Annotated in this window: 24 protein-coding genes and 2 pseudogenes; 21 read left to right on the top strand and 5 right to left on the bottom strand. The window is 43.2% G+C overall.

Annotated elements, in window-relative coordinates; translation table 11 throughout:
• Window positions 1–8 precede the first annotated feature (8 nt).
• From ACSFXJ_RS16970 to ACSFXJ_RS16960, 3 genes are all read left to right on the top strand, one after another.
• Window positions 9–788: an ABC transporter ATP-binding protein gene (locus tag ACSFXJ_RS16970; protein WP_435921540.1), complete on the top strand. Its 780-nt coding sequence runs from the start codon at window positions 9–11 to the stop codon at window positions 786–788.
• A gap of 85 nt (window positions 789–873) precedes the next feature.
• Entirely contained in the window at window positions 874–1,041 is a 168-nt protein-coding gene (locus tag ACSFXJ_RS16965; RefSeq protein WP_435921539.1) for a hypothetical protein, read from the top strand.
• A 149-nt stretch (window positions 1,042–1,190) separates the two neighbouring features.
• Entirely contained in the window at window positions 1,191–1,643 is a 453-nt protein-coding gene (locus ACSFXJ_RS16960; protein ID WP_435921537.1) for a hypothetical protein, read from the top strand.
• 155 nt (window positions 1,644–1,798) lie between these two features.
• On the opposite strand, the gene istB is transcribed toward ACSFXJ_RS16960, so the two are convergent.
• Together istB and istA are read right to left on the bottom strand one after the other, a co-directional pair.
• Window positions 1,799–2,584 carry an IS21-like element helper ATPase IstB gene (gene istB, locus ACSFXJ_RS16955; protein ID WP_435921273.1) on the bottom strand — a complete coding sequence of 262 codons (786 nt, stop codon included), beginning with the start codon at window positions 2,582–2,584 and terminating at the stop codon, window positions 1,799–1,801.
• Complete coding sequence (gene istA, locus ACSFXJ_RS16950) at window positions 2,581–3,792, bottom strand: IS21 family transposase (RefSeq protein WP_435921274.1); 1,212 nt, start codon at window positions 3,790–3,792, stop codon at window positions 2,581–2,583. Before istA ends, istB begins: the two co-directional genes overlap by 4 nt.
• A gap of 131 nt (window positions 3,793–3,923) precedes the next feature.
• Between istA and ACSFXJ_RS16945 the strand changes: the two are divergent.
• From ACSFXJ_RS16945 to ACSFXJ_RS16930, 4 genes and pseudogenes are all read left to right on the top strand, one after another.
• Window positions 3,924–4,013 (top strand): annotated as a pseudogene (locus ACSFXJ_RS16945) (GNAT family N-acetyltransferase); the annotation flags it as partial.
• Between the two features lie 59 nt (window positions 4,014–4,072).
• A pseudogene (locus ACSFXJ_RS16940) lies at window positions 4,073–4,144 on the top strand (hypothetical protein); the annotation flags it as partial.
• Window positions 4,145–4,340: 196 nt separating this feature from the next.
• The gene (locus ACSFXJ_RS16935; RefSeq protein ID WP_435921536.1) at window positions 4,341–4,760 is read left to right on the top strand and encodes a DUF6557 family protein; all 420 of its coding nucleotides are present in this window, start codon (window positions 4,341–4,343) and stop codon (window positions 4,758–4,760) included.
• Between the two features lie 905 nt (window positions 4,761–5,665).
• Window positions 5,666–6,283: a hypothetical protein gene (locus ACSFXJ_RS16930; RefSeq protein WP_435921534.1), complete on the top strand. Its 618-nt coding sequence runs from the start codon at window positions 5,666–5,668 to the stop codon at window positions 6,281–6,283.
• Window positions 6,284–6,419: 136 nt separating this feature from the next.
• On the opposite strand, the gene ACSFXJ_RS16925 is transcribed toward ACSFXJ_RS16930, so the two are convergent.
• The 3 genes from ACSFXJ_RS16925 to ACSFXJ_RS16915 form a co-directional block, all read right to left on the bottom strand.
• Window positions 6,420–6,527, bottom strand: coding sequence for a YjcZ family sporulation protein (locus tag ACSFXJ_RS16925; RefSeq protein ID WP_435921533.1), 108 nt, complete (start codon window positions 6,525–6,527; stop codon window positions 6,420–6,422).
• A 113-nt stretch (window positions 6,528–6,640) separates the two neighbouring features.
• A complete protein-coding gene (locus tag ACSFXJ_RS16920) occupies window positions 6,641–8,575 on the bottom strand; it encodes a TOMM precursor leader peptide-binding protein (RefSeq protein ID WP_435921531.1) in 1,935 nt (644 codons plus the stop codon).
• Window positions 8,572–10,119: a hypothetical protein gene (locus tag ACSFXJ_RS16915; RefSeq protein ID WP_435921530.1), complete on the bottom strand. Its 1,548-nt coding sequence runs from the start codon at window positions 10,117–10,119 to the stop codon at window positions 8,572–8,574. The genes ACSFXJ_RS16920 and ACSFXJ_RS16915 overlap by 4 nt, the downstream gene beginning before the upstream one ends.
• Before the next feature lie 189 nt (window positions 10,120–10,308).
• On the opposite strand from ACSFXJ_RS16915, the gene ACSFXJ_RS16910 reads away from it, so the two are divergent.
• The 14 genes from ACSFXJ_RS16910 to ACSFXJ_RS16845 all read left to right on the top strand — a co-directional run bounded on the left by ACSFXJ_RS16910 (window position 10,309) and on the right by ACSFXJ_RS16845 (window position 20,212).
• Complete coding sequence (locus ACSFXJ_RS16910) at window positions 10,309–11,298, top strand: phosphotransferase enzyme family protein (protein ID WP_435921529.1); 990 nt, start codon at window positions 10,309–10,311, stop codon at window positions 11,296–11,298.
• 63 nt (window positions 11,299–11,361) lie between these two features.
• Window positions 11,362–11,931, top strand: a complete 570-nt coding sequence (locus tag ACSFXJ_RS16905) for a hypothetical protein (RefSeq protein ID WP_435921528.1) — start codon at window positions 11,362–11,364, stop codon at window positions 11,929–11,931.
• Between the two features lie 76 nt (window positions 11,932–12,007).
• Entirely contained in the window at window positions 12,008–12,490 is a 483-nt protein-coding gene (locus ACSFXJ_RS16900; protein WP_435921527.1) for a tetratricopeptide repeat protein, read from the top strand.
• A gap of 58 nt (window positions 12,491–12,548) precedes the next feature.
• Window positions 12,549–12,953: an SRPBCC family protein gene (locus ACSFXJ_RS16895; protein WP_435921526.1), complete on the top strand. Its 405-nt coding sequence runs from the start codon at window positions 12,549–12,551 to the stop codon at window positions 12,951–12,953.
• Window positions 12,950–13,552 carry a hypothetical protein gene (locus ACSFXJ_RS16890; protein WP_435921524.1) on the top strand — a complete coding sequence of 201 codons (603 nt, stop codon included), beginning with the start codon at window positions 12,950–12,952 and terminating at the stop codon, window positions 13,550–13,552. Before ACSFXJ_RS16895 ends, ACSFXJ_RS16890 begins: the two co-directional genes overlap by 4 nt.
• Window positions 13,553–14,035, top strand: coding sequence for a hypothetical protein (locus ACSFXJ_RS16885; protein WP_435921523.1), 483 nt, complete (start codon window positions 13,553–13,555; stop codon window positions 14,033–14,035).
• A 144-nt stretch (window positions 14,036–14,179) separates the two neighbouring features.
• Window positions 14,180–14,662, top strand: a complete 483-nt coding sequence (locus ACSFXJ_RS16880; RefSeq protein WP_435921521.1) for a DUF2975 domain-containing protein — start codon at window positions 14,180–14,182, stop codon at window positions 14,660–14,662.
• 10 nt (window positions 14,663–14,672) lie between these two features.
• Complete coding sequence (locus ACSFXJ_RS16875) at window positions 14,673–14,894, top strand: helix-turn-helix domain-containing protein (protein ID WP_435921520.1); 222 nt, start codon at window positions 14,673–14,675, stop codon at window positions 14,892–14,894.
• A 107-nt stretch (window positions 14,895–15,001) separates the two neighbouring features.
• Entirely contained in the window at window positions 15,002–16,021 is a 1,020-nt protein-coding gene (locus tag ACSFXJ_RS16870; protein ID WP_435921518.1) for a hypothetical protein, read from the top strand.
• Between the two features lie 133 nt (window positions 16,022–16,154).
• The gene (locus ACSFXJ_RS16865) at window positions 16,155–16,898 is read left to right on the top strand and encodes a class I SAM-dependent methyltransferase (RefSeq protein ID WP_435921516.1); all 744 of its coding nucleotides are present in this window, start codon (window positions 16,155–16,157) and stop codon (window positions 16,896–16,898) included.
• A gap of 49 nt (window positions 16,899–16,947) precedes the next feature.
• On the top strand, window positions 16,948–17,937 hold the full coding sequence (locus ACSFXJ_RS16860) for a GNAT family N-acetyltransferase (RefSeq protein ID WP_435921514.1): 990 nt from the start codon (window positions 16,948–16,950) through the stop codon (window positions 17,935–17,937).
• Window positions 17,938–18,003: 66 nt separating this feature from the next.
• Window positions 18,004–18,525 (top strand): hypothetical protein, encoded by a 522-nt coding sequence (locus tag ACSFXJ_RS16855; RefSeq protein ID WP_435921513.1) that lies wholly within the window; start codon window positions 18,004–18,006, stop codon window positions 18,523–18,525.
• 358 nt (window positions 18,526–18,883) lie between these two features.
• Complete coding sequence (locus ACSFXJ_RS16850) at window positions 18,884–19,309, top strand: DUF1801 domain-containing protein (RefSeq protein WP_435921512.1); 426 nt, start codon at window positions 18,884–18,886, stop codon at window positions 19,307–19,309.
• A gap of 27 nt (window positions 19,310–19,336) precedes the next feature.
• On the top strand, window positions 19,337–20,212 hold the full coding sequence (locus tag ACSFXJ_RS16845; protein ID WP_435921511.1) for an alpha/beta fold hydrolase: 876 nt from the start codon (window positions 19,337–19,339) through the stop codon (window positions 20,210–20,212).
• The last annotated feature ends 2 nt before the right edge of the window (window positions 20,213–20,214 follow it).

Genomic DNA, 20,214 nt, shown 5'->3' with positions numbered 1-20,214 from the left:
AATATCGAATGTCGAACGTGATTGAAGTCAAAAATGTCTCATGGAGACGCGAGCAAAAGTTGATTTTGAATGACATGAACTGGACGGTCCGCAAAGGAGAGCATTGGGCGATCCTGGGTCTGAACGGGTCGGGCAAGACAACTTTGCTGAATATGATCACCGGTTATCTTTGGCCGTCGAACGGTGAAATATCCGTACTGGGCCAGCGATACGGCACGGTGGATTTGCGGGAAATGCGCAAACGAATCGGATGGGTCAGTTCGTCGTTTCAGGAACGGATTCACCCGAACGAGAAAGCGCAGCATCTTGTCATTAGCGGGCTGCATGCTTCCATCGGACTCTACGACAAAGCTACGGAAGAACATACGGAAAAAGCCGTTCGGCTGATGGAAACGCTCGGCTGCGCCCACCTGGTCGACCGTTCGTACCAGACTTGCTCGCAAGGGGAAAAGCAGAAGCTTTTGATTGCCAGAGCGCTCATGGCTTCCCCTGATCTGCTCATTTTGGATGAAGCCTGTAACGGGCTGGACTTTTTGTCCAGGGAATGCCTGCTGCAAAGCATCGCCAATCTGGTAAAAGCGGAAAATGCGCCAACGCTACTTTATGTCACGCATCATGTGGAAGAAATTTTGCCCGAATTCACGCATACGTTACTGATCCGAAGGGGAGGCCTGTTTGCCGGGGGAAAAACCGCCGATGTGCTTACAGGCGAAAAGCTGTCCGCCCTGTTCGAAACCCCGGTTCAAGTGTCCTGGAAAAATGATCGGGCCTGGCTTTCGCTTTCGTGAGGGAACGGATTTGGCCGTGAAGTATAAAACCCGGGGCTAATTCAAATCCTATTGTACAAATACAAAAGGAGATGTCATTTCACCCATGGAAAAACAGCAAAAGACATCAAGCGAAAAAGAAGCCAAGCCAAAGAAACCGGCCAACCTTCCCGGCCCCGGAAAAAATGAGACCGAATTCGCGGACGAGTTCACCACCAGCGATATCGACTCCGCTTTTAAAAACCCGGTGACCGGGGAGGAGCGGCTTTATTAGTCGGCTGTGGATTTTGGAGTTCTAAGTGAAAAGATGGTTATGCCCTTGTCGGTACAAGGGCTTTTTTGTATGAGTCGGTAAGTTGGAAAAACGATCTGGGATATGTAGGAAGCTCTGCTATTTGTGAGGTGAGGAGATACGGGAGTTATATGAAAGGGATGCAAATCATTATTGAGAGCGGTGAAATAATGAATACGAAAATCGAAGAAGAATTTGTTCATTTGTTTTGTTCAAGTAAAGTACGTGATAGATTATTATTTGAATTAGGTTCAAAGTCAAAAAGAAGAAATGCATTGAGCAGATTCTCACATAATTACAATAACGTACTAATAAATGAATACATGATTGAAATAACACAGCCTAATTCAGACGTGCATGAAATCTTTAAGTTAATGAAGGAACATAACGCTACTGATGAAGTTTACTGTATATCATTTAACCCTGAAATTGATGGTAAGTCTTTACCTTTAATTGAAGCATTACAAGTTGCAGTAGGATATGGACTTCCATCGATTATTATTTGTGGCGAAAGACTTGGATATTTTGAATCCGAACAAGAATTAGGACCGCCTAAGAGATTTATCTTAAAGAGAAGTGTCTAGGAACCACACAGACTTCGGATAACCTTATATTCACGTTTCGGGCATAAGCCCTCGGTCCGGCAGATAAAAAAACCACCCATATTAGATATAAATCTTTTCAGGTGTCAACATCGGTTTAAAATTCCCCAAAAGTATCGGTCTAAAATTCCCCAGTTTCATCGGTCGGCTTCATCGTCCTCTGTAGGTTCAGGGCGGAAGAAGCCGGCCTTTTTCTTCTCCTTAATACGGTAGCTCTCTCCCTTGATGTTAACGGTACTGGAGTGATGGAGGAGGCGGTCGAGGATGGCCGTCGCCAGCACCGTATCGCCGAATATATCACCCCAAGCGCCAAACGTCTTGTTAGACGTAAGCAGGATAGAACCGCGCTCATAACGCTCAGAGACGATCTGGAAGAAGAAGTGGGCAGCGGTCTCGTCCATCTTTCGGTACCCGATCTCATCGATGATGAGCAGGTCGGGCTTGGTGAACATCCTCATTTTCTGTTTGATCGTGTTGGTCAAGTGAGCCGTCTGTAGTGTCTGCACTAGGTCATGTGCTGTGATGAAGTAGACGGAATGTCGCTTCTTTATGGCCTCAAGGCCCAACGCTACAGCGAGGTGCGTCTTACCTACACCAGGCGGTCCGAGGAAAATGAGATTCTCTTGATGCGCCACGAAGCGAAGCGTTGAGAGGTCGCGGATCCTGCGCTCATCGACCGATGGCTGGAAGGCAAAATCGAACTGGTCCAGCGTTTTATGGAACGGTAGATGAGCGAGGCGCGTCCTTGTTTGGATGTACCGGTCGTGCTTGGCAATCATTTCTTCAGCCAATAGCTTGTCCAGGAACTCCAGATACGGTATATTCGCTTTAGACGCTTCTTCGGCGTGCTGATGGATGATTTCCGGTATGCGAACCCACCCAAAGTGGCGGATCGCCGCCTCCAGTCTCTCTTGCAGAATCATTGGAGCACCGCCTCTTCCATGAGCGAGTCATAGACCGATAGCGAGCGCTCTGACACTTCTGGTGCGATTTGGCTGACATAACGAGGCGTGGGCTCTCCAACCGGACGACTCGATGTGCTGCGAATGCCCTCGAAGTGTTTTTTATTGCTTATAATTTGGTGTCGTCCCATGGATTTGGTATGCTCGGCGATGAGCTGTCTGCCGCAGTAGAAGCGCAGCGTGCCGTTCCTCTCATCCTGCACCTCCACGATAGAGCCCACGTAAGCAAACGGGACAGTATATCGGTTCGCCTCATACGAAACGTAGCAGTCGCTGGATACTCTTCTCTGATGCCGCTCGGCGTAAGCAAAGGCGACGTCATTTACAGGACTGAGACACTCTTCTTTCCATAGCTCGCGTGGCACCCTGAACGTCGTGCCGTGCAGACGATTATTCGCGACCGTATCGAGCCATTGCTTGGCCTGCGCGTTGAGATCTTGCAATCCCGTGAAGGTGCGTATGCGCGGCCAAAAGTTCTTTCGCACGTAGCCGACACCGTTTTCTACTTTACCTTTGGTTCTTGGCCTATAGGGTTTGCAACGGCGAAGCGTGAAGCCATAGTGCTTTGCAAACCGGGCAAACTGCTCATTCCAGATCGCCTCGCCGCTTTCGTCCTGTCCGGTTACGACTGTTTTCATATTGTCGTAGAGACAGCTTTGGGTAATTCCGCCGAAGTACTCGAAAGCTCTCGTATGACAGCCCATGAGCGTGTCCAGACGCTCGTCCTCGGTGAACTCTAGATACATTGCTCGGGAGTAGCCAAGCACCATGACAAATGCGTAGAGACGCTTCAATCGGCCGTCGTGGTCTACTCTGAAGTGACCCCAATCTACCTGCGACTGCTCGCCAGGCTTCGTCTCAAACCGCTCGGTCGCCTTAGACTGAACCGCTGGTCGAAGCGGTTGCATGAAGACGCGAAGAATGGTACTGCTGCCCGTATAGCCCTTCTCTCGGATCTCGTCTAAGATGACGCTCGCATTGAGACAGCCTTCTTCCATACGGTTCCGTATGTATTCCTTGTAAGCGTCCAGCTTGCCGGCTGCCGGATTTCGTCTCACGTAACGGATGTGCTCCTCTACCTGCAAATACTTTCTAACCGTCTTACGGTCACGTCCCAGCTCATCTGCGATCTGGGTGACGCTCATGCCCCTTGCCTTCATATCCTTCATCTTGAAACACTCCCCGTTCTTGACCAATCTCGACTCTCTCCCTTCGGAGAGTATGTCGGCAATAGGTGGGGAATTTTCAACCGATGATATTGGGTATATTACAACCGATTTTCACACAGGAGCTGATCTATATGAAGATCCGTAAAGCAGAAATAACTGATGCTGAAGGAATAGCTAAAGTGCATGTAGACAGTTGGAAAGCAACTTATAAAAACATTGTAGGGAATCTCAAGGATATGGATATGGCACGAGATTATTTAAATCAGTAGTTGAATCTTTACAGAATAGTGGGTACGAATCAATGATGGTATGGGTGCTGCAGGGAAATCCAGCGATAAACATATTGAACTAGCGTATGGCTGGAGAAATATTAAAACAGTATATCTTATGTAGTTCGAAGAAGTTGGCATCAGATAACATAGTATTCACGCAGCGGGTCAAACGCAAAACATTAAAGGAATAAGCACATAAGGAGGTTCTCCTCCGGGATTCGTGAATATAGGAAACCATAGCAAGACTAAATTAATAATTACGGGAGTCTGGATTATATGATTACATTTGAGGGGATCTTGAAGAAAGTTGATTTTGAGGATGTTTGGGTTAGGCTACTTTCATACTACCCTGATATGTCACAAACCAAAGTAAAATATAAAACTGTTTTTGAATTATTACTTTCAAAAACTCCAGAGAAGAATGTAGAAGAAATGATAATTCACATAGATGATGTTGATTATGAAATTAATAAATCTGATGATGGTATTACTGAATATCGGGTGCACGGAAAGAATAACTCACTTGAGTGGACCGGATATTGGGATATCTCTTCAAGTAATTGGTCAGAATGGCTGAGTTTTTATATAAATAATACTGTACTTGAGAGATTTTCGAAGGAACAAATAGTGGCACTTTGTCTGTATGAAATGACTTGGTTTGGTTTCTCCGAAGAAAAAAATATTAAGCAGATTTGAAAATCCTGAAGATGATGAATAAACTTGATCAGTTATCGATGCTTACGCCCCTCGGTCCACCCGATTCAAACTTCAGGACTATCGCCCTTTGGTTGTCAGATGTATAATCATGGAAAGAAGCTCAGACAACAAACGCCCCAGCCTAAGATAAGAGTTATCTGAGGTTGGGGCGTTTCGTGAATACAAGGACTTACCTGAAACCACGAAAGGAGATTATATGAAAACTTATGTAAGATATCCTTTAAACATTAAGTTAATTATCAGCATGTCGCTCCTTACTATATTATGTATTTTCAATACCCTTGTAACAAGTGATAAATCGCAAAAAGTGCTTTATTTAATTTTCAGTAGTATCTATTTATTGATTATTATTGCTGTTGTAATAAGGAGATTTCTTAAGCCAAGGTTATTACAACTCGATAATAAAGTTCTAATAATTAATAACAATCAATTAGAAGCCAAAGAAATCTCCAAGATATTTATTGACGGTAACTGCATTATCGGTATTAAACCAAAGAAGAATAGAATAGTCCCCATTGCATTATGTTTTAAAATTATTAACACCAATAACGAGATAAACACATTATTAGATTGGGCGAAGAATAACAATATTGAAGTGATTCATAAGACATTCATGAAATGGATTTAGGAATCGGAAATTACCGAACATTTTAGAAACAGAGGTGACCAGTCAAATGATCTACAGAAGAAAAACATACATAATAGAATCATCGTTCATCGAAGAATTCAATGCATTATTTAATGACATCTTACTTCCATCACAGCTTAAATATGGCGCACGATTGATTGGAAGATGGATGATAAATAAAGATGAGGAAAACACAAGGTCGCGAGAGAAAACAATATTAAGATCAATGTAACAGGAAAAAGATAAGGAGACAAAAATGACCTGGAACCAAGCTCTGAAAACATTTTGTGATCTTTACTTTGAATCTAAACGAACCAACAGGTGGATTATCGTGGGTTCTGTGGCCTCAGTATTACAACGTGCTAGTATGACTCCTAATGATTTAGATATATATGTTAAAGACATTGAAGATGTGAAACAAATAGCAGCCCTTCTGAATCGATACAATCTAAAGGGAAAATCCGAATTATCCTATTTTGATCCCCATTGGCACTCCTCTGATGAAGAACCCATTTTTACTCAGTCATTTGATTCAGGATTTACGTGGACAAAAGGTAAATGGAAGATTCATGATTTTGACGTAGAAGTTGTACAAATCTCGAATTCTGCCGGAATTCCCGATTCCGATTCAGGGGAAGGGATCTGGGAAGGTGGAAGACATATATGGGAATTAACTAAACATGTTGAATTTGAAAACCGTTTAATTCCGGTTGTCCCCTTAGAAATTCAATTGGAATCCAACCTTAGAAGGAAGAGACGGGATCGGGCAGATGCCATTTTGAATGCATTATTAACTCATGGTTACAACAAGGAATTATTAGCGAAAGCCCTATCCAGTACTAATATGGAACAAGTTAAACAATTGATTCAGTAAAAAAATGAAAAAGCTTAAGCGGTATCTCCACTTAAGCTTTAACAGACGAGATAAAAAATCTTACCAAGGTCATAAGGATGTTGCAGTTGTCTTTTCATTAATCAACAAAGGAACGATAGTCTCTATGCTGCAAGCATTAGATGAATGTGCGAGAAACAATAACCAGCAGAATGAACAGTACGAGGATTACACCTGTACTCGTAAACAAGCCGGCACAGCTTCCGATTCCACCCAGTTCTCCCATTGCGATATTCCTCCCTTCGCTGTTTATTCTAAATTGTATGAATGTTAACGACTTGTGGATTGGACTCTTGTTTAGAAAAATCGGCGAATACCTTAAAAAAAATTCGTCCTTGTCTACGGGAACGGATGCGGATAAGGATTAAGCTCCTGCCGTGTCAGCCTGCGATTTGCGTAACCTAGTTTCATCGGTACATCCAATACCCTATTCAGGCCATGGAGCCGGGTAAGACGATGTCCGAAGGTCATGGGTAGCATTCCCGGTATGAGTACCTTCACACAATGCAGTCCGTTGCGAAGTGTCTCACTTGAAGACTGGTCAACTACAATGACATCCATGTGAAGACGGTGAAAAACCCGGAGTACTTGTCTCAAATCCTCCGTTAAATCTTCTTGCCATGGCATGGATGGAAACTCTTCCGCAAAAGTACGGACGGGGTTCCGTTCGTTCATTAAGAAATGAAGCCGTTCCTCTGCCTGCGGCAAGCTATAGAGCAGGGAATGATCCTCCATATACTCCACAAGGGACGAGTCATCAAGCATGGCTTCGGCTTCAAGCCTTCGTTCCTTCAATCTCTTTTCAGCCGTCGGGATCATCCCCGCCAGCTCATGTATGGCGCTCTTGGCCGCCCGTATCGGATCGAGATGAGCTCCGGCGGAACAAACGACGTTGGCACTGTGTTCCGCCCGTCCTTTTGCCATTGCCCATATGCTGGGAATTCCGTTTTCCATGGTGGTATTGTATAAGCTCACTTCGTAACCGGTAACCGCGCGTAAACGTTGAATCATCAGGATCAGCTCCGAGTCTCCCGATGAATTATAGTCAAGCCGCGGAACCTGAAGTCTTGCATACCAGGTCAACAAAAAGGAATCTCGCTCAACCACTTCGAAAATCCCGTACAAGATGGCCTCTGCCAAGCTTCCTCCTACCGCGCATCCGTTGGAGGTCTCATAAACAAATCCTTCACCTTCGCTCGGACTGTAATAAGCCAACAGCTTGGGTACCAGGACGGGACGTTCCTGAAGAAACGAATATCCCCAGACCCATTCCATTGATGACTCCGGATCATACGGGATGAAGGGGAAATCGGGGTGTTCATAGTGCTCCTCTGCATGAAGCCCTACCGTAGTCGGATCCAGCGCAGTAGCCTTGAGTTGGGTGTAGCTGCCCTGCACGACCGTTCGTTTGCCGCGTGGAGTCACACCGCAATAGCGCTCCAGACCTTCCAATATCCCCGCGAGCTCGCTGTCAACAAAGGAGTGTGAACGTCCTCCCGTCATCTCATCGTAAAAACCTAAAGAAAGGTTTATCCCGGCAATGGCAAAAACAGAGTCGAGACCCCACTTTTTATCATTAAAGATTCCGGTGCGGCTGTCCCAATAATCTCTGAGCAGAACCTTCTTCAATTCGCTCATCGGGCGGGAGCGGTAGCTATTGCTCTTTTTTAGGCATTTCTGTAAAGATATCTTCGCTAATTCCGCGGAATCGTCCGGCAGTTGCCCGCAAACCGAGCATGTCCCAAGCGGCATGACATAATGGATGGTGCTGCTCAAATTTTTCAAATTGATTAAATAGAGGTGGCCATCCGTATTCGTTTTACCGCCCCGCAGCACCTTATCCGTTTCCGCTGAGATGATGTGCGCCATATAACCAGCTCCCGCCGGAGACAATCCGGATGCATTCTGGGGAACATCGTCAGCGGACAAGAGATTTAGAAGTAAATCCTGGACTTCTTTGCGGTTGGTCCCCGCAAAAGATAACCTTGTTTCTGCACAGTGAAAGCATCCGGTCCTTCCCGGCCCCATCAGCGGGCCTATGATTCCTTCTCCCAAGGATACATAGGCACATAACCAAGGAATGCCGTGCGGTCGCAACTTCTGTTCAGCCTCATCAAAATAGGAGGAGTTATCCTCATCATTCAGCACCAATACCAAGTCTACAGCGGGTAAGTCATCGCTGAAGTCCTTTCGTCGGACAAGCAGGTACCCGGAAAGACGTTTGCACACGGTATTGGCAAGCATTCCCTCCCCAATAATAGCAACCGTATTCATGTGGTCTCCTCCTCTCCGAGAACGACTCCGTAAGCAACAAACGGTCCTTTGCCCCATAAAGACTCGCTGTTAAGTTCAAACACCTCAAGACGTTTATGACACTGCTTCAGCGTCTCGATGGCTGATAATATCAAAGAACGATAGCTTAGAGGATCGGCATCCGCGATATTAATGTTTTGCACTTCATGATCGTTCCTAAGGACCGGAGGGACCGCAGTGCGATCGCTCTTACTCAACGCCTTCTGCAGAGATTGGCGAAGGGCAAGCGTGAAGCTAAGATCTACGCTGCCATACCACGAGGAATCGGAATATACCCATACCGTCGGAAATCCGAGCAACGGCTCACCTACAGCAAAAAGAGGTTCCCTATCTAAGGTGGCTAACGCTTGCGAATAATAGAGGCATCGAACATCTTCAATTTGCGTGCTTGCTATACGGTGAACAACCGTCGGTTCACCAGACAAAATCCGCTTGTTTAATTCATGAAATAAGCATGCCCTGAGCCCTCGCCCGACGGCTTCAGTTATATCACATCCTGCACCAATGCCGGTTCTTTCTTGCCGATGGGGAGGCAAGTCAGCAAACAACAGTGGAATTAGGCGGGTTACATAGGCTTCCAGTCCTGCCAATCCCGACTCTTGCCGAGCCTCCGCATGCGTAAGCCCACTTCGGATTATGGTTGGCAGAAGTTGTACAGGTTCTTTTGACAAGGGATCTGCGGGCTGAACAAGACACTGCGCCAGCGGTAGTTGGATTAAGTCCGCTTCTTCCCATGCATGAAAAATGCCGGTTACCTTCGAGGTTAGTCGGTTAAATGCAGGAAACCATACCTCCGGGCTTATCAGTTCATGGTGTTTTCCTGGGCCTAGGCTGAGCGCCATATTATCCACCGGGCGGGCCGCGTCATACCCGGATACTAAAGGATGAGATGGAAAGGAATGCCATCTTCCGGTTAACGTGACCGGGTCAAGTAAGAAGCATTGATTTCTACAGTCCAAATCATGTTCACCCATAATCGCCTTATGCCATTCATGAACAATAAGATTAGATAAAATCCCTGCGGCGGCATCGGAGAAGACCTCCAGCGAGTGATTCTCGGGAAAGACGGACGAGTGGATTCTCATCCATGCCGACTCCCAGTGTCCGTGCCCGTCAGGATGGAGCAGCGGGCCTGCCATCCCTATTCCATTTATCGCGATGGCAGGGAGCATCCGTTTCCTTTCCGCGATACAAGCACGCTGAATATTCCGAAGTTCTTCCAATTCTCCATGCTCCGAAACATACAAAATAAATGGAAATGGCCGAACGATGGCCCCCCAATCCGGCTCCTCATTTCCTTCTGCGTCAATTACATGTAATGTGATCCCGGTCCCGTTGCGAAGAGTAAGATCGCCAAGTTCCTTAAGTTTTCCCGTATCTGTTGGCTGCTTGTTTGTTACATAAACCGTGAGTTTGGATAAACCGGATTCATACCATGATTCAGCAAGCGAGAGCAAGATTCGGCCCGAACCGACTGCAAGTGCGCCTTCCTCCTGAAAAGACATCCGGCACAACTCCTTCCCAAACGTTGTGAAGCATTAATGAAACGTTCTCAAAATCCCGTTTCTCACGAACGACAAAATTCCATTTCAACATATGTGGCTTGCTGTCTTTATATGACTTTCTTGCTGGACACTGGAGAGTCTTGTTTAACGTGAACAATTTGGATTCAATTGGTTATCGGATGTATAATCATGGAAGGAGATTTGGCGTTTCATGAATTGGGGGAGAATTCAACGAGGCTTGAAAAATCAGTAGTATATCAGATTCTTGATCTTTTGAACGGTCATGAAGCGGATATCCGTTTAATTGGCGGATATGATGATAACGTTTTTGAAGTCTCTTCAGAAGTGCCAATGATTATTAAAGTATTTCATAAAACGTCGGATACTGAAAAAGAGATTCTGTCTGAAGTGGAATGGACTCAATATTTGCATGCGAATGGTGTTCATGTGACGGTTCCAAAATTAATTAATGGAGAGTCCTATGTTAATCATCTGACGGACGACAATCTCTTTTTTGTTGCCTACGAGAAGGCGAAGGGAAATCATATTGATCCTAACGGTGAAGACTGGAACGACAAGTTGTTTATGCAATGGGGTACGGGAATGGGGAGGATGCACTTCCTATCTAAGATGTACAAGGGTAAGTATAAACGGCCAGAATGGAATCAGCACAAGATTTATCAGATGAATATGAATTCGTTGGATCCCGAGATTGAAGAAAAATGGGAGAACAATCTTCAAGTCATTAAATCGATGAGTTGTTCTAAAGAACTTTATGGAATTATACACGGCGATTTGCATCATCATAATTTTCTATACAATAATAATGAAATTACGTTTATTGATTTCGGAGACAGTGAGTTCAATTGGTTTGCATACGATATTGCTATCGCTGTTTATCATGCTTCGCAAATTATTAATGGGAAAGGTAAAAGGGACAAATTTGCGTCCCAATTTTTTGAATCATTCATAGAGGGATATTCCAAGGAAAATTCAGTAGAAGAAATAGTGAAGGATGTCGACTTTTTTATTAATTATAGGCACTTATATTCATACGTCTATCACCATCATTTCCTGAAAACGGATCAATTGACTAGACAACAACTGAAGTATCTGGAAGAGATGAAACAAATGATAATAAATCAGGATACATATTTAGGAATCTCGTTGGGAAGGTAATTGAGGCCAATACTAAAAGTTACTCTCCGATGCAAGTTTACTAACTTTATCAAGGGAGGAAAAATGACCAAACCAAAAAGGATTGTGCTTTTTTGTTTAACATCAATAGTTGTCTTGATATTTGCTTATAAATACTATGATTCAAACTATACAAACGAAGGCATTCTTAACCATGTTATTGATAAAGATGGGTACTCCCTATCCTTAGAGACCGAACAAATCCCGTTAGAATTATTTATTAAACCTGAATGGATTGCATTTTACCAGGATGAACGAAAAGAATTGAAAGTTAAGCTTCTAGAGCTCCATAACACTACTATATGGTTGGATAATGTATGGAATAGGGGGGACGATATCTATTTTAGTTTTACGACTTCTTTTAATATGAATTACAAAGCAGGGAAGTTCTTATATAATGGCATTTTTAATACAGATGGAACTTTTACGAGCCCATCAGGGGACGTGAAATTATATGATAAGGACATGAATGAGTTTACAGTAGGTCAGCTCGGATTTGGTCCAGAGGCGGCCTTTTCATTCGGGATACGACCTGAAGAACAAAAATTAATCAGTGAAGGATTTTACGTAAAGTACAATGGATATAATTTGTATGCCTATTCACGCCTAAGATAAGAGTTCTAAATCTAGGCAGTTCACTGATACAAGAACCTTCTCTATAATGACATAAGAAAATAAGGATTGATTGATCATGAAATCACTAGAAAAAGCCGTGCAATTGAGAGAAGCAGGCCATTTAGAAGAAGCAAGAAGTATATTACTTGAATTAGTAGAGCAAGAACCGATGAATGCATCCGTTTGGTATCAATGTGCGTGGATCCATGACGTGATGGGGTTGGAAGGAGCAGCAGTACCTTATTATAAAAAGGCATTGGAACTTGGATTAAAGGACGAAGAAAGGCAAGGTGCTTATTTAGGATTAGGAAGTACTTACCGGACTTTAGGCTTGTATGATCAAGCTCAATTCATCCTGGAGGAAGCTATTCAAAAATATCCTGATCGAAGAGAATTTCAAGTGTTTTATGCCATGGTTCGATTTAATCAGAAAGAGTATGAGGAATCGATTGGAATTTTGTTAAAGCAATTAGCGGAAACAAGTAATGATCGTGGCATTCAATCGTATAAGCAGGCCATTTTATTTTATTCGGATAAGTTGAATCAAACTTGGAATTAATGTGGTAAAGCCCGTTGCGGGCAGTTCCTCAATTATTATTTATTAGAGGTGATTCGAAATGGAAGTAGGCAAAACGAAATCAGTTGGTTACCAGGTCGGAGTAAGAAGAACCTTTCCAGCCCGTGTAGAACATGTATGGCAAATGCTCATGTCGCGTGAAGGAATCGAAATTTGGCTGGGGAAAATATCCTCCTATGATATAAGTGTGGGGACCGAATATCATACGAGCAGCGGAATTTCCGGAAAGATCAGGGTAGTCAATGAAAACCAAAATGTCAGATTGACTTGGAAAAAGGAACATTGGGAGAACGCTTCGACTTTACAAATTCGCACGATAGAACAGATAAATGATAAGTGTACCATCAGTTTTCATCAAGAGAACTTGCCGAGTGCTGAGGATCGGGAAGACATGAAAGCAAAATGGGAAGAAGTGCTTGATTTATTAAGGAAGGTTATCAAATGACAAATCATAAATCCGCAATCATAATTTGCATAATATTACTTGCTTCTACATTAAGTGGTTGCAAAAATAGCGCTGAATATCACGATGGAGCAAAGAACAATAATCATGCAGGTAATCATTATATTTCGGAGGATGGATACAATTGGGAGCTGCAGCTAATCCCGGGCAATCCTATTGACGATGCTTTTAAGAACGATTTTGAGATCGCGTCGTCAACGCCGGAATTGAATTACTTGGCAGAGCAGTATCTTGAAGCGTGGAAGATGGAGTGGGATCATATTATCAGTGTTCAAAAGACCCAGTATTCATTCTATGAAGATAAAAAAGTGATTGAGGCATATCAACAAAGTTTCGAAGACTACGCTGAACGCGCATCCGATTTGGAATGGCTAACCTTCACGGATACATCAATTCCGCTTGAAGATCGTCATTCGGCAGGAACAGGTGCAGTCAGCTCATCTATGCTTGTAGAAGCGTACGCGTATAAACGACAAGTACTTATGTTAATTGATAGGTACTACATCGACAATAATTACGCTTACCAGTATAAAGGCTCTGGTGCAGAGCTGCTCAAATTACGAGAAGAAGCGGATAGATAGTTGCAGGAACGTTATATGAAAGGAATGGATATGAAGACATCGGAATACTATGGGAAGAATAGTGCTTTGTCTGTTTTCTTTTATATTCTTGTTCAGGTGATCGGGGATGTGATTTTATCCATTTTTGATGGACAAACCGTTCTTCTTTGGGTCATCAGCGGGTCACTCCTCATTTATGCCATTATTGGATTCAGTCTAATGAAGAATAACAAAACCCATCTTTCTGATTTTTATTCCGTTTCGGTAATAGCTATAATAGGAATCGTACTTTGGTTATTGTCTTTATTTGTTTATATCACGAATGATTGGGTTTGGATATTTTTTACATACTATAACAATCTTAACATGATTGTGTTTATCGGTGAGTCCGAAATTGAACATTATTATATAGTCATGTTGCTATTGAATTTGATACCAAGCCTTATGTATTGGATCGGCTTATCCTTAAAACGATTCATTGCGGGTCATCACCAACCCGTTTGAAATTACTAAGAGCATTTCCTTATTAAAAGGAATGCTCTTTTTTTGTATAACAACAAAAACACATTAATATTTAATAAAAATTTATTGATAAACGATAAATGATATGTTAAATTCAAAATACAAAAATTTAGCGAGGTGCTTTTCATGAAACGCGGTTCAACACTTTTCTTAAAGTTGGCTGTTATTCTAATTGGAATCCCGATTTTGGCGTTATACATTTTTGTGGTGCCTGAGATCGCGAATTTTGCGGCAGAGTTGTATCCGGATATCTCTGTTATCAAATATCTTGTATTTATCGATTTGTATGCTACGGCGATCCCGTTTTACTTTGCCCTGTATCAAGCATTTAAACTGTTAAGTTACATTGACAACAACAATGCATTTTCCGAGTTATCCGTTAAAGCATTGAAAAACATCAAACTCTGTGCAGTCGCAATCAGCGCTCTGTTTGTGCTCGGCATGCCTTTGTTCTATATGATCGCGGAGCTCGATGACGCTCCCGGCATCATTCTGATTGGATTGGTCCTGATTTTCGCCTCCATGGTGATTGCCGTGTTCGCTGCTGTTCTTCAAAGGCTTCTGCAGGAAGCGATAAATATAAAATCGGAAAATGATTTGACGGTCTGAGGTGAATACGATGGCAATTGTCATTAATATTGATGTGATGCTGGCGAAACGGAAAATGAGCGTAACCGAGCTTTCGGAAAAGGTTGGAATTACTATGGCAAATCTTTCTGTATTGAAAAACGGAAAGGCAAAAGCCATCCGGTTCTCCACGTTAGAGGCGATTTGTAAGGCATTGGACTGCCAGCCCGGAGATATTTTGGAATACCAGATGGAAGAAGAGCCTTTAGACTAATGAATGTTGTATTGTATAATGGTGGAAGAAGCTTAGACAACCAACGACTCAGCCCAAGATATGAGCTATCTGGGGCTGGGTTGTTTCGTTATTGAGGGGGATTATGAATGAGTTATTATGATGTGCATATCGGTAAGTTAATCAGCGGGAAAAGAGCTTTGGAAGGCAAAGGGAATTATTTGCTTTGCTCACCGCAACGAAGTATTGAAGAAATCACGAGCTTTAGTCCCGATGAGGGAATATTCGTAAGCAGACAGGACGTGGAAAATGCACTTTACGACTTCTGCAAAGCAGCTTTGGCCAGCTATGTTGAAGAAGGAAGAAACAAAGAAGTGTACACCTTTTCGATCTATACCGATACCTATCCTAGCAGCTATGTGGTGTATATAAATAATCGTGCTTCGTTAGACGAAACTGTAGATGAATATTTCGCAAGGTACCAAGATACATATGCAAAGACAGGGAACGAGATTTATAGCCAAAGCCGGGAGCAGCTTTACCGTTCACTTCAATTCGGGGAAGGCGATTATCCTTTTATGTTTGAAGAGATGCCGGATACCCTTGAAAGCTATCTCAATATCATCTCCTGCATTTCTGAGGAAGATCCAAGGAACTTAAGAATTGAACAGAACTACATATTAGAGAAGACAATCGCCGATTCCGAGCTCTTTTTGATCGCAATCGATGTGCTTCATCGTCTGCAGGACGACTTCCAACAGCTGGACCGTACCGAGGATTTCATCGCATACGTATCGGCTGCAGATGGCGTTGGAGGAGACTATTTAACTCTGAGCCAGCTCATCCGAAAGTGTGAACCCGAAGACCGGCTGCATGAGGCTATGCCTGAGTTGAGGGAGAAAGATCTGGAATTCCGATCGGCGGTTAATACTGTAAAAAAGCTCCCTCTTGAACAGCAGGTAAAACATTGGGTGACAGTTATTGACGGAGGAGAATTTTGTGAGGGGAGCATGGAAAGCTTTTGGCGAACCGACTATGATGCATACGAACAGCTTGTACAACTCGGAGGGCAAGCCCTTCCCTTTATTCAACAGATTTTGAATGATGAACTTCATGAAGAGACTAAGGATATACTCAAGGTGGTTCTAAAGGATTTGAGCAGCATTTAAATCCGTATCCACATGGTGGACTACCGACCATTAGTTATAGGATGTATAATGATGGAAGAAGCTTAGACATTCATCGATCCAGCCCAAGATATGAGCTATCTAGGGCTGGGTCTTTTCATTTATGGAGGTGGGTATGAAGCAGAACCTTTACGACAACCCGCAGTTTTTCGAAATGTACAAAAGTTTAAGGGAATCCAAAATCACTTACAACGACTTTATTGAACAACCCGCAATCAAGAAGATGCTGCCCGACTTGAAGGGGTTGAAAGTTCTTGACCTGGGGTGCGGGTTCGGTGAGCTGGCGATCGATCTTATCCGTCGTGGAGCAGCGCAAGTTACCGGTGTAGATATATCCGAGCGGATGTTATCGATCGCTAAGAAACACCCGCAGATCGATTATTTTCAAAGCTCGATGGAGGATATTGAATTTCAGCGACATGAGTTCGATTTGATCGTAAGTTCATTAGCTTTTCATTATATTGAGGATTACGGTTCTTTGATCGGCAGGGTTGCAACATGGTTGAAGCCGAACGGATTCCTCATCTTCTCGACGGAGCATCCCATGGTGCTGGCCCATAAAAGCCAGGAAGGCTGGATTACGGATTCCAATGGAAACCGGCTTCATTGGCCTATCGATAATTACAATGAGGAAGGTCCGCGAAGTCAGTTTTGGGGGATCGACGGGGTCATTAAATACCATCGAAAAATATCGACGTTAATCAACGGTTTGATCCATAGCGGATTGATGATCCAGGAAATCGACGAACCGGAATCTACAGTCGAGGGGCTAGAGAAAATGCCAAAATTAATGAGCGAAAGAAGAAGACCCTCTTTTATTATTATTAAAGCTCAAAAACACGGGATAGATTCAAGGTAGCCGTATCTTTGAAACCGATACCATTTGTGTATAAACAGGAGGAAATAACATGTCCATTCGATTGTGCAATGACAAAGATATCGCGGAAATCCATCAGATCATCAACGATGCCGCAAGGGCCTATAAAGGGGTGATACCTGACGACAGATATCATGAACCCTATATGTCCATGGAAGAACTGAATCATGAAATGAAGGATGGAGTCGTGTTTTGGGGGATTGAAGAAAACGATGAGTTATTAGGAATTATGGGGATCCAGGATAAGGGCGAGGTAACTTTGATCAGACATGCGTATGTACGAACCCGGCAACGGAATGGAGGAATAGGCACTAAGCTGCTGTCCCATCTGATGTCTTTAACCGATAAACGTGTCCTAATAGGTACTTGGGCCTCGGCGGATTGGGCCATTCGTTTTTATGAGAAAAATGGTTTTAAACTTGTTTCCCCGGACGAAAAAAAGGAATTATTAAATACGTATTGGAACGTTCCCGAGAGACAGATAGAGACTTCGGTCGTATTAAGTGACGGCAAGTTGGTGCGGGGCATAAACGGGGCCTCTGTCATGAACGGACTGCTCAACGAATTTGGAGAATGGAACGATTTTATCCTTCGCATTCGAGATTTGAACTGGGAAACACCGCTTGGAGCGGGGAAATGGAGAATCCATGATGTGGTTAGCCATATTGCCTTTTGGGATAAGTACTTTTTAGAGGAAGCCATTGAACGTATCGCCCAGGGACAAAATTTAACCTTAAAGCATCTCGACTATGATCTTTTTAATCAGGATGCGATGGAGCAGGGCAAACATATAAACAAAGACGATTTGATCAGCATGGCGGCGGAATATCGGAAGTCCATTATAAATCGCATAAGCATGATGGACCAGGATCAGATTTCAAAAGAGTACATGGATGCGGATGGTAATCCGTTTACGATTGAGACGTATTTAAAAGATTTTATCTGGCATGACAAGCATCATATGAGCCAGATTAGAGGAGTAGTTAGTGAATATATCCATTCGAAAAATGACCGAATATGATCCGGGAATGATTTCAAATGCAAGGCAGCGGCTCCCCAAGATCATTTTAAATGAGGGATGTTTTTTATGAAGCAACATGTATTCTTTTGTATGAGCGTGCTGGGGTTGTTTATTTTGTGGGGGTGCAGCCCTGCAGAAAATCAACGGATGAATGAAACAGAGCAACATGCGAGCCCTGTTCTTCAAGAAAGGTCACCGTTGATGGAATCATTGGATCCCGCGAATTCAGGAAACGAGGAACTAGCGGAATATATCGCGGGAGAAGCCGAGGATGAAAACTTGAAGGTTTCTATAAAAGGGGCCTTAAATGAAGAAGAATCCGGGTATTTAACAACCATGAGATTTCAAAATAAAACAACTACCTCGATAGACCTCATATATGATTGCGGCATGCTGCTGACAAATTCCGAGGTGAAGGGGTCGGACAGAATTTGTGCTTCCGTTGAATCCATGCTGTTAGAGGGCGAAGGGAGCGAGGAAATGGAGATGATCATAGATTCCGATTGGATTCGTAATGAGGCTGAAATTTTTGTGAGATATCGCAAAGATAATCATATGAAGAAGCTTTATGTTCAGTTGAGCAATTAGATGAAATGAGGCAGATCAAAGAATGTTAGTGCAGCAATTGTATTTGGATGGGCGTTGTTGCGAGGCAATCGAGCTTTATCAAAAGGCATTTGACGCAAAAACGGATTCCATCATGTTCGATCCCCGGGAGCCATATTGGGAGTGTTTCGCTCATCAATCCAGGGATACCGAATCTTTTAGATCGGGAGCTTTACCGGTTTCCACATATTTTGGAGGAAAAGGTGAACCCAATACAACACTCAAGACGATACATAAGATAAAGGCTCCAAAAAGCAGGGTTTCAGGTAAACCTACTGGAATATTGAAATGAAGTTGGAATTTTAATCACTTAGATTGAAAGGAGCGATATTAACAACTCGTGTACGAACTCAAAACAAAGGAAACGGATAACAGTGTCATTGAATTTATCGAAAATGTCGAGAATCCTAAAAAACGTGAAGACGCATATCGATTATTGGATATCTTTACGGAAACGACAGGCTGTGAAGCGAAGATGTGGGGGCCCAGCATTATCGGATTCGGGTCGTACCATTACAAATACGAGTCGGGTCATGAAGGAGACGCTCCTCTCGTGGGTTTTTCCCCGCGAAAAGCGAAAATCAGTTTGTACTTTGCGACAGGGGATCCGGAGCGGGAGAAGTTATTAATGGACTTTGGAAAGCACACGAGCGGAAAAGGATGCGTGTATATCAATAAAGTGGCAGATATTCATATCGATGTATTAGTCGAGTTGATCAACCAATCCGTCAGGTTCCTGAAAGAAACCTATCCGCACCAAAATTAGCAGCAAAAACAAGGGGGGATATCCTCGATGAAAAGGTATAAGGGCTCGTCCGGCAAGCAATTAATATATGATTCTTACGATTTGCTGTTACATTCCTGGGGAGTGGATTTTGAGGAAAAGGACATCGAGACGACTTACGGCCAAACGCATGTGATTACGGTTAGTAACCCGGAGAATCCTCCCTTGCTGCTTTTTCATGGAACCGCTGATAATTCGGCAATGATGTGGATATACAATATCCAGGGGCTATCGGACAAATTTTACGTCATCGCCATCGACGCCGTCGGAGGCTCGGGAAAAAGCGAACCCAATACGGAATATTTTAAGAGCTTCAACCAAGTGACTTGGATCGATGATATTTACGATGGTTTAAATCTACATACCGCACATATTTGCGGAGTGTCCTACGGTGCATACTTAACTTATTACTACGCATTAATGAGGCCCGATAAAGTGAATAAAGCGGTATGCCTGGCAGGACGAATTCCTTCGAGTCAGTTTGAGGTCTTCGCTAAAATGACGGCGGCTTTTTTGCCTGAAGCCTTGTTTCCGTCCGAGAAAAACTGCAAGAAACTATTAAGAAAACTAAGCGGGTCTCATTACTCGATATTCGAAGAGAATGAGGAGCTCATGAAACATTGGTATTATTTGCTGAAATACTTCAATAACCAATCGATGATGAAGCATAAAATTGAACTACATGAGGATGCGGAAATTTCCAAGCTGAGAGAAAAAGTGATCTTTTTGATTGGCGAGAAAGACAGACTCACTTACTATCCAAAAGCGATCAAGAGATTAGAGAATAACCGTCTTCCGTATAAAATCATTAATGATGCGGGCCACGCCCTAAACCATGAAAAAGCGGATGATGTGAACAAGGAAATCATCGATTTTTTAATATAAAC

Origin of the sequence: Paenibacillus salivarius (genome assembly GCF_051307165.1) — a bacterium.
Lineage (GTDB): Bacteria > Bacillota > Bacilli > Paenibacillales > Paenibacillaceae > Fontibacillus.
Note: the sequence above shows the minus strand (reverse complement) of the source record. Positions and strands in the feature narration are given on the sequence as shown.

Excerpts from the sequence above, each read along its gene's own strand:
- ACSFXJ_RS16855 (WP_435921513.1), top strand. The coding sequence starts at position 18,004 with ATGAAGCAACATGTATTCTTTTGTATGAGCGTGCTGGGGTTGTTTATT.
- ACSFXJ_RS16930 (WP_435921534.1), top strand. The coding sequence starts at position 5,666 with ATGACCTGGAACCAAGCTCTGAAAACATTTTGTGATCTTTACTTTGAA.
- ACSFXJ_RS16865 (WP_435921516.1), top strand. The coding sequence starts at position 16,155 with ATGAAGCAGAACCTTTACGACAACCCGCAGTTTTTCGAAATGTACAAA.
- ACSFXJ_RS16925 (WP_435921533.1), bottom strand. The coding sequence starts at position 6,527 with ATGGGAGAACTGGGTGGAATCGGAAGCTGTGCCGGCTTGTTTACGAGT.
- ACSFXJ_RS16875 (WP_435921520.1), top strand. The coding sequence starts at position 14,673 with ATGGCAATTGTCATTAATATTGATGTGATGCTGGCGAAACGGAAAATG.
- ACSFXJ_RS16970 (WP_435921540.1), top strand. The coding sequence starts at position 9 with ATGTCGAACGTGATTGAAGTCAAAAATGTCTCATGGAGACGCGAGCAA.
- ACSFXJ_RS16895 (WP_435921526.1), top strand. The coding sequence starts at position 12,549 with ATGGAAGTAGGCAAAACGAAATCAGTTGGTTACCAGGTCGGAGTAAGA.
- istA (WP_435921274.1), bottom strand. The coding sequence starts at position 3,792 with ATGAAGGATATGAAGGCAAGGGGCATGAGCGTCACCCAGATCGCAGAT.
- ACSFXJ_RS16910 (WP_435921529.1), top strand. The coding sequence starts at position 10,309 with ATGGAAGGAGATTTGGCGTTTCATGAATTGGGGGAGAATTCAACGAGG.
- ACSFXJ_RS16900 (WP_435921527.1), top strand. The coding sequence starts at position 12,008 with ATGAAATCACTAGAAAAAGCCGTGCAATTGAGAGAAGCAGGCCATTTA.
- ACSFXJ_RS16965 (WP_435921539.1), top strand. The coding sequence starts at position 874 with ATGGAAAAACAGCAAAAGACATCAAGCGAAAAAGAAGCCAAGCCAAAG.
- ACSFXJ_RS16935 (WP_435921536.1), top strand. The coding sequence starts at position 4,341 with ATGATTACATTTGAGGGGATCTTGAAGAAAGTTGATTTTGAGGATGTT.
- ACSFXJ_RS16915 (WP_435921530.1), bottom strand. The coding sequence starts at position 10,119 with ATGTCTTTTCAGGAGGAAGGCGCACTTGCAGTCGGTTCGGGCCGAATC.
- ACSFXJ_RS16860 (WP_435921514.1), top strand. The coding sequence starts at position 16,948 with ATGTCCATTCGATTGTGCAATGACAAAGATATCGCGGAAATCCATCAG.
- ACSFXJ_RS16960 (WP_435921537.1), top strand. The coding sequence starts at position 1,191 with ATGAAAGGGATGCAAATCATTATTGAGAGCGGTGAAATAATGAATACG.
- ACSFXJ_RS16905 (WP_435921528.1), top strand. The coding sequence starts at position 11,362 with ATGACCAAACCAAAAAGGATTGTGCTTTTTTGTTTAACATCAATAGTT.
- ACSFXJ_RS16870 (WP_435921518.1), top strand. The coding sequence starts at position 15,002 with ATGAGTTATTATGATGTGCATATCGGTAAGTTAATCAGCGGGAAAAGA.
- ACSFXJ_RS16890 (WP_435921524.1), top strand. The coding sequence starts at position 12,950 with ATGACAAATCATAAATCCGCAATCATAATTTGCATAATATTACTTGCT.
- istB (WP_435921273.1), bottom strand. The coding sequence starts at position 2,584 with ATGATTCTGCAAGAGAGACTGGAGGCGGCGATCCGCCACTTTGGGTGG.
- ACSFXJ_RS16845 (WP_435921511.1), top strand. The coding sequence starts at position 19,337 with ATGAAAAGGTATAAGGGCTCGTCCGGCAAGCAATTAATATATGATTCT.
- ACSFXJ_RS16920 (WP_435921531.1), bottom strand. The coding sequence starts at position 8,575 with ATGAATACGGTTGCTATTATTGGGGAGGGAATGCTTGCCAATACCGTG.
- ACSFXJ_RS16880 (WP_435921521.1), top strand. The coding sequence starts at position 14,180 with ATGAAACGCGGTTCAACACTTTTCTTAAAGTTGGCTGTTATTCTAATT.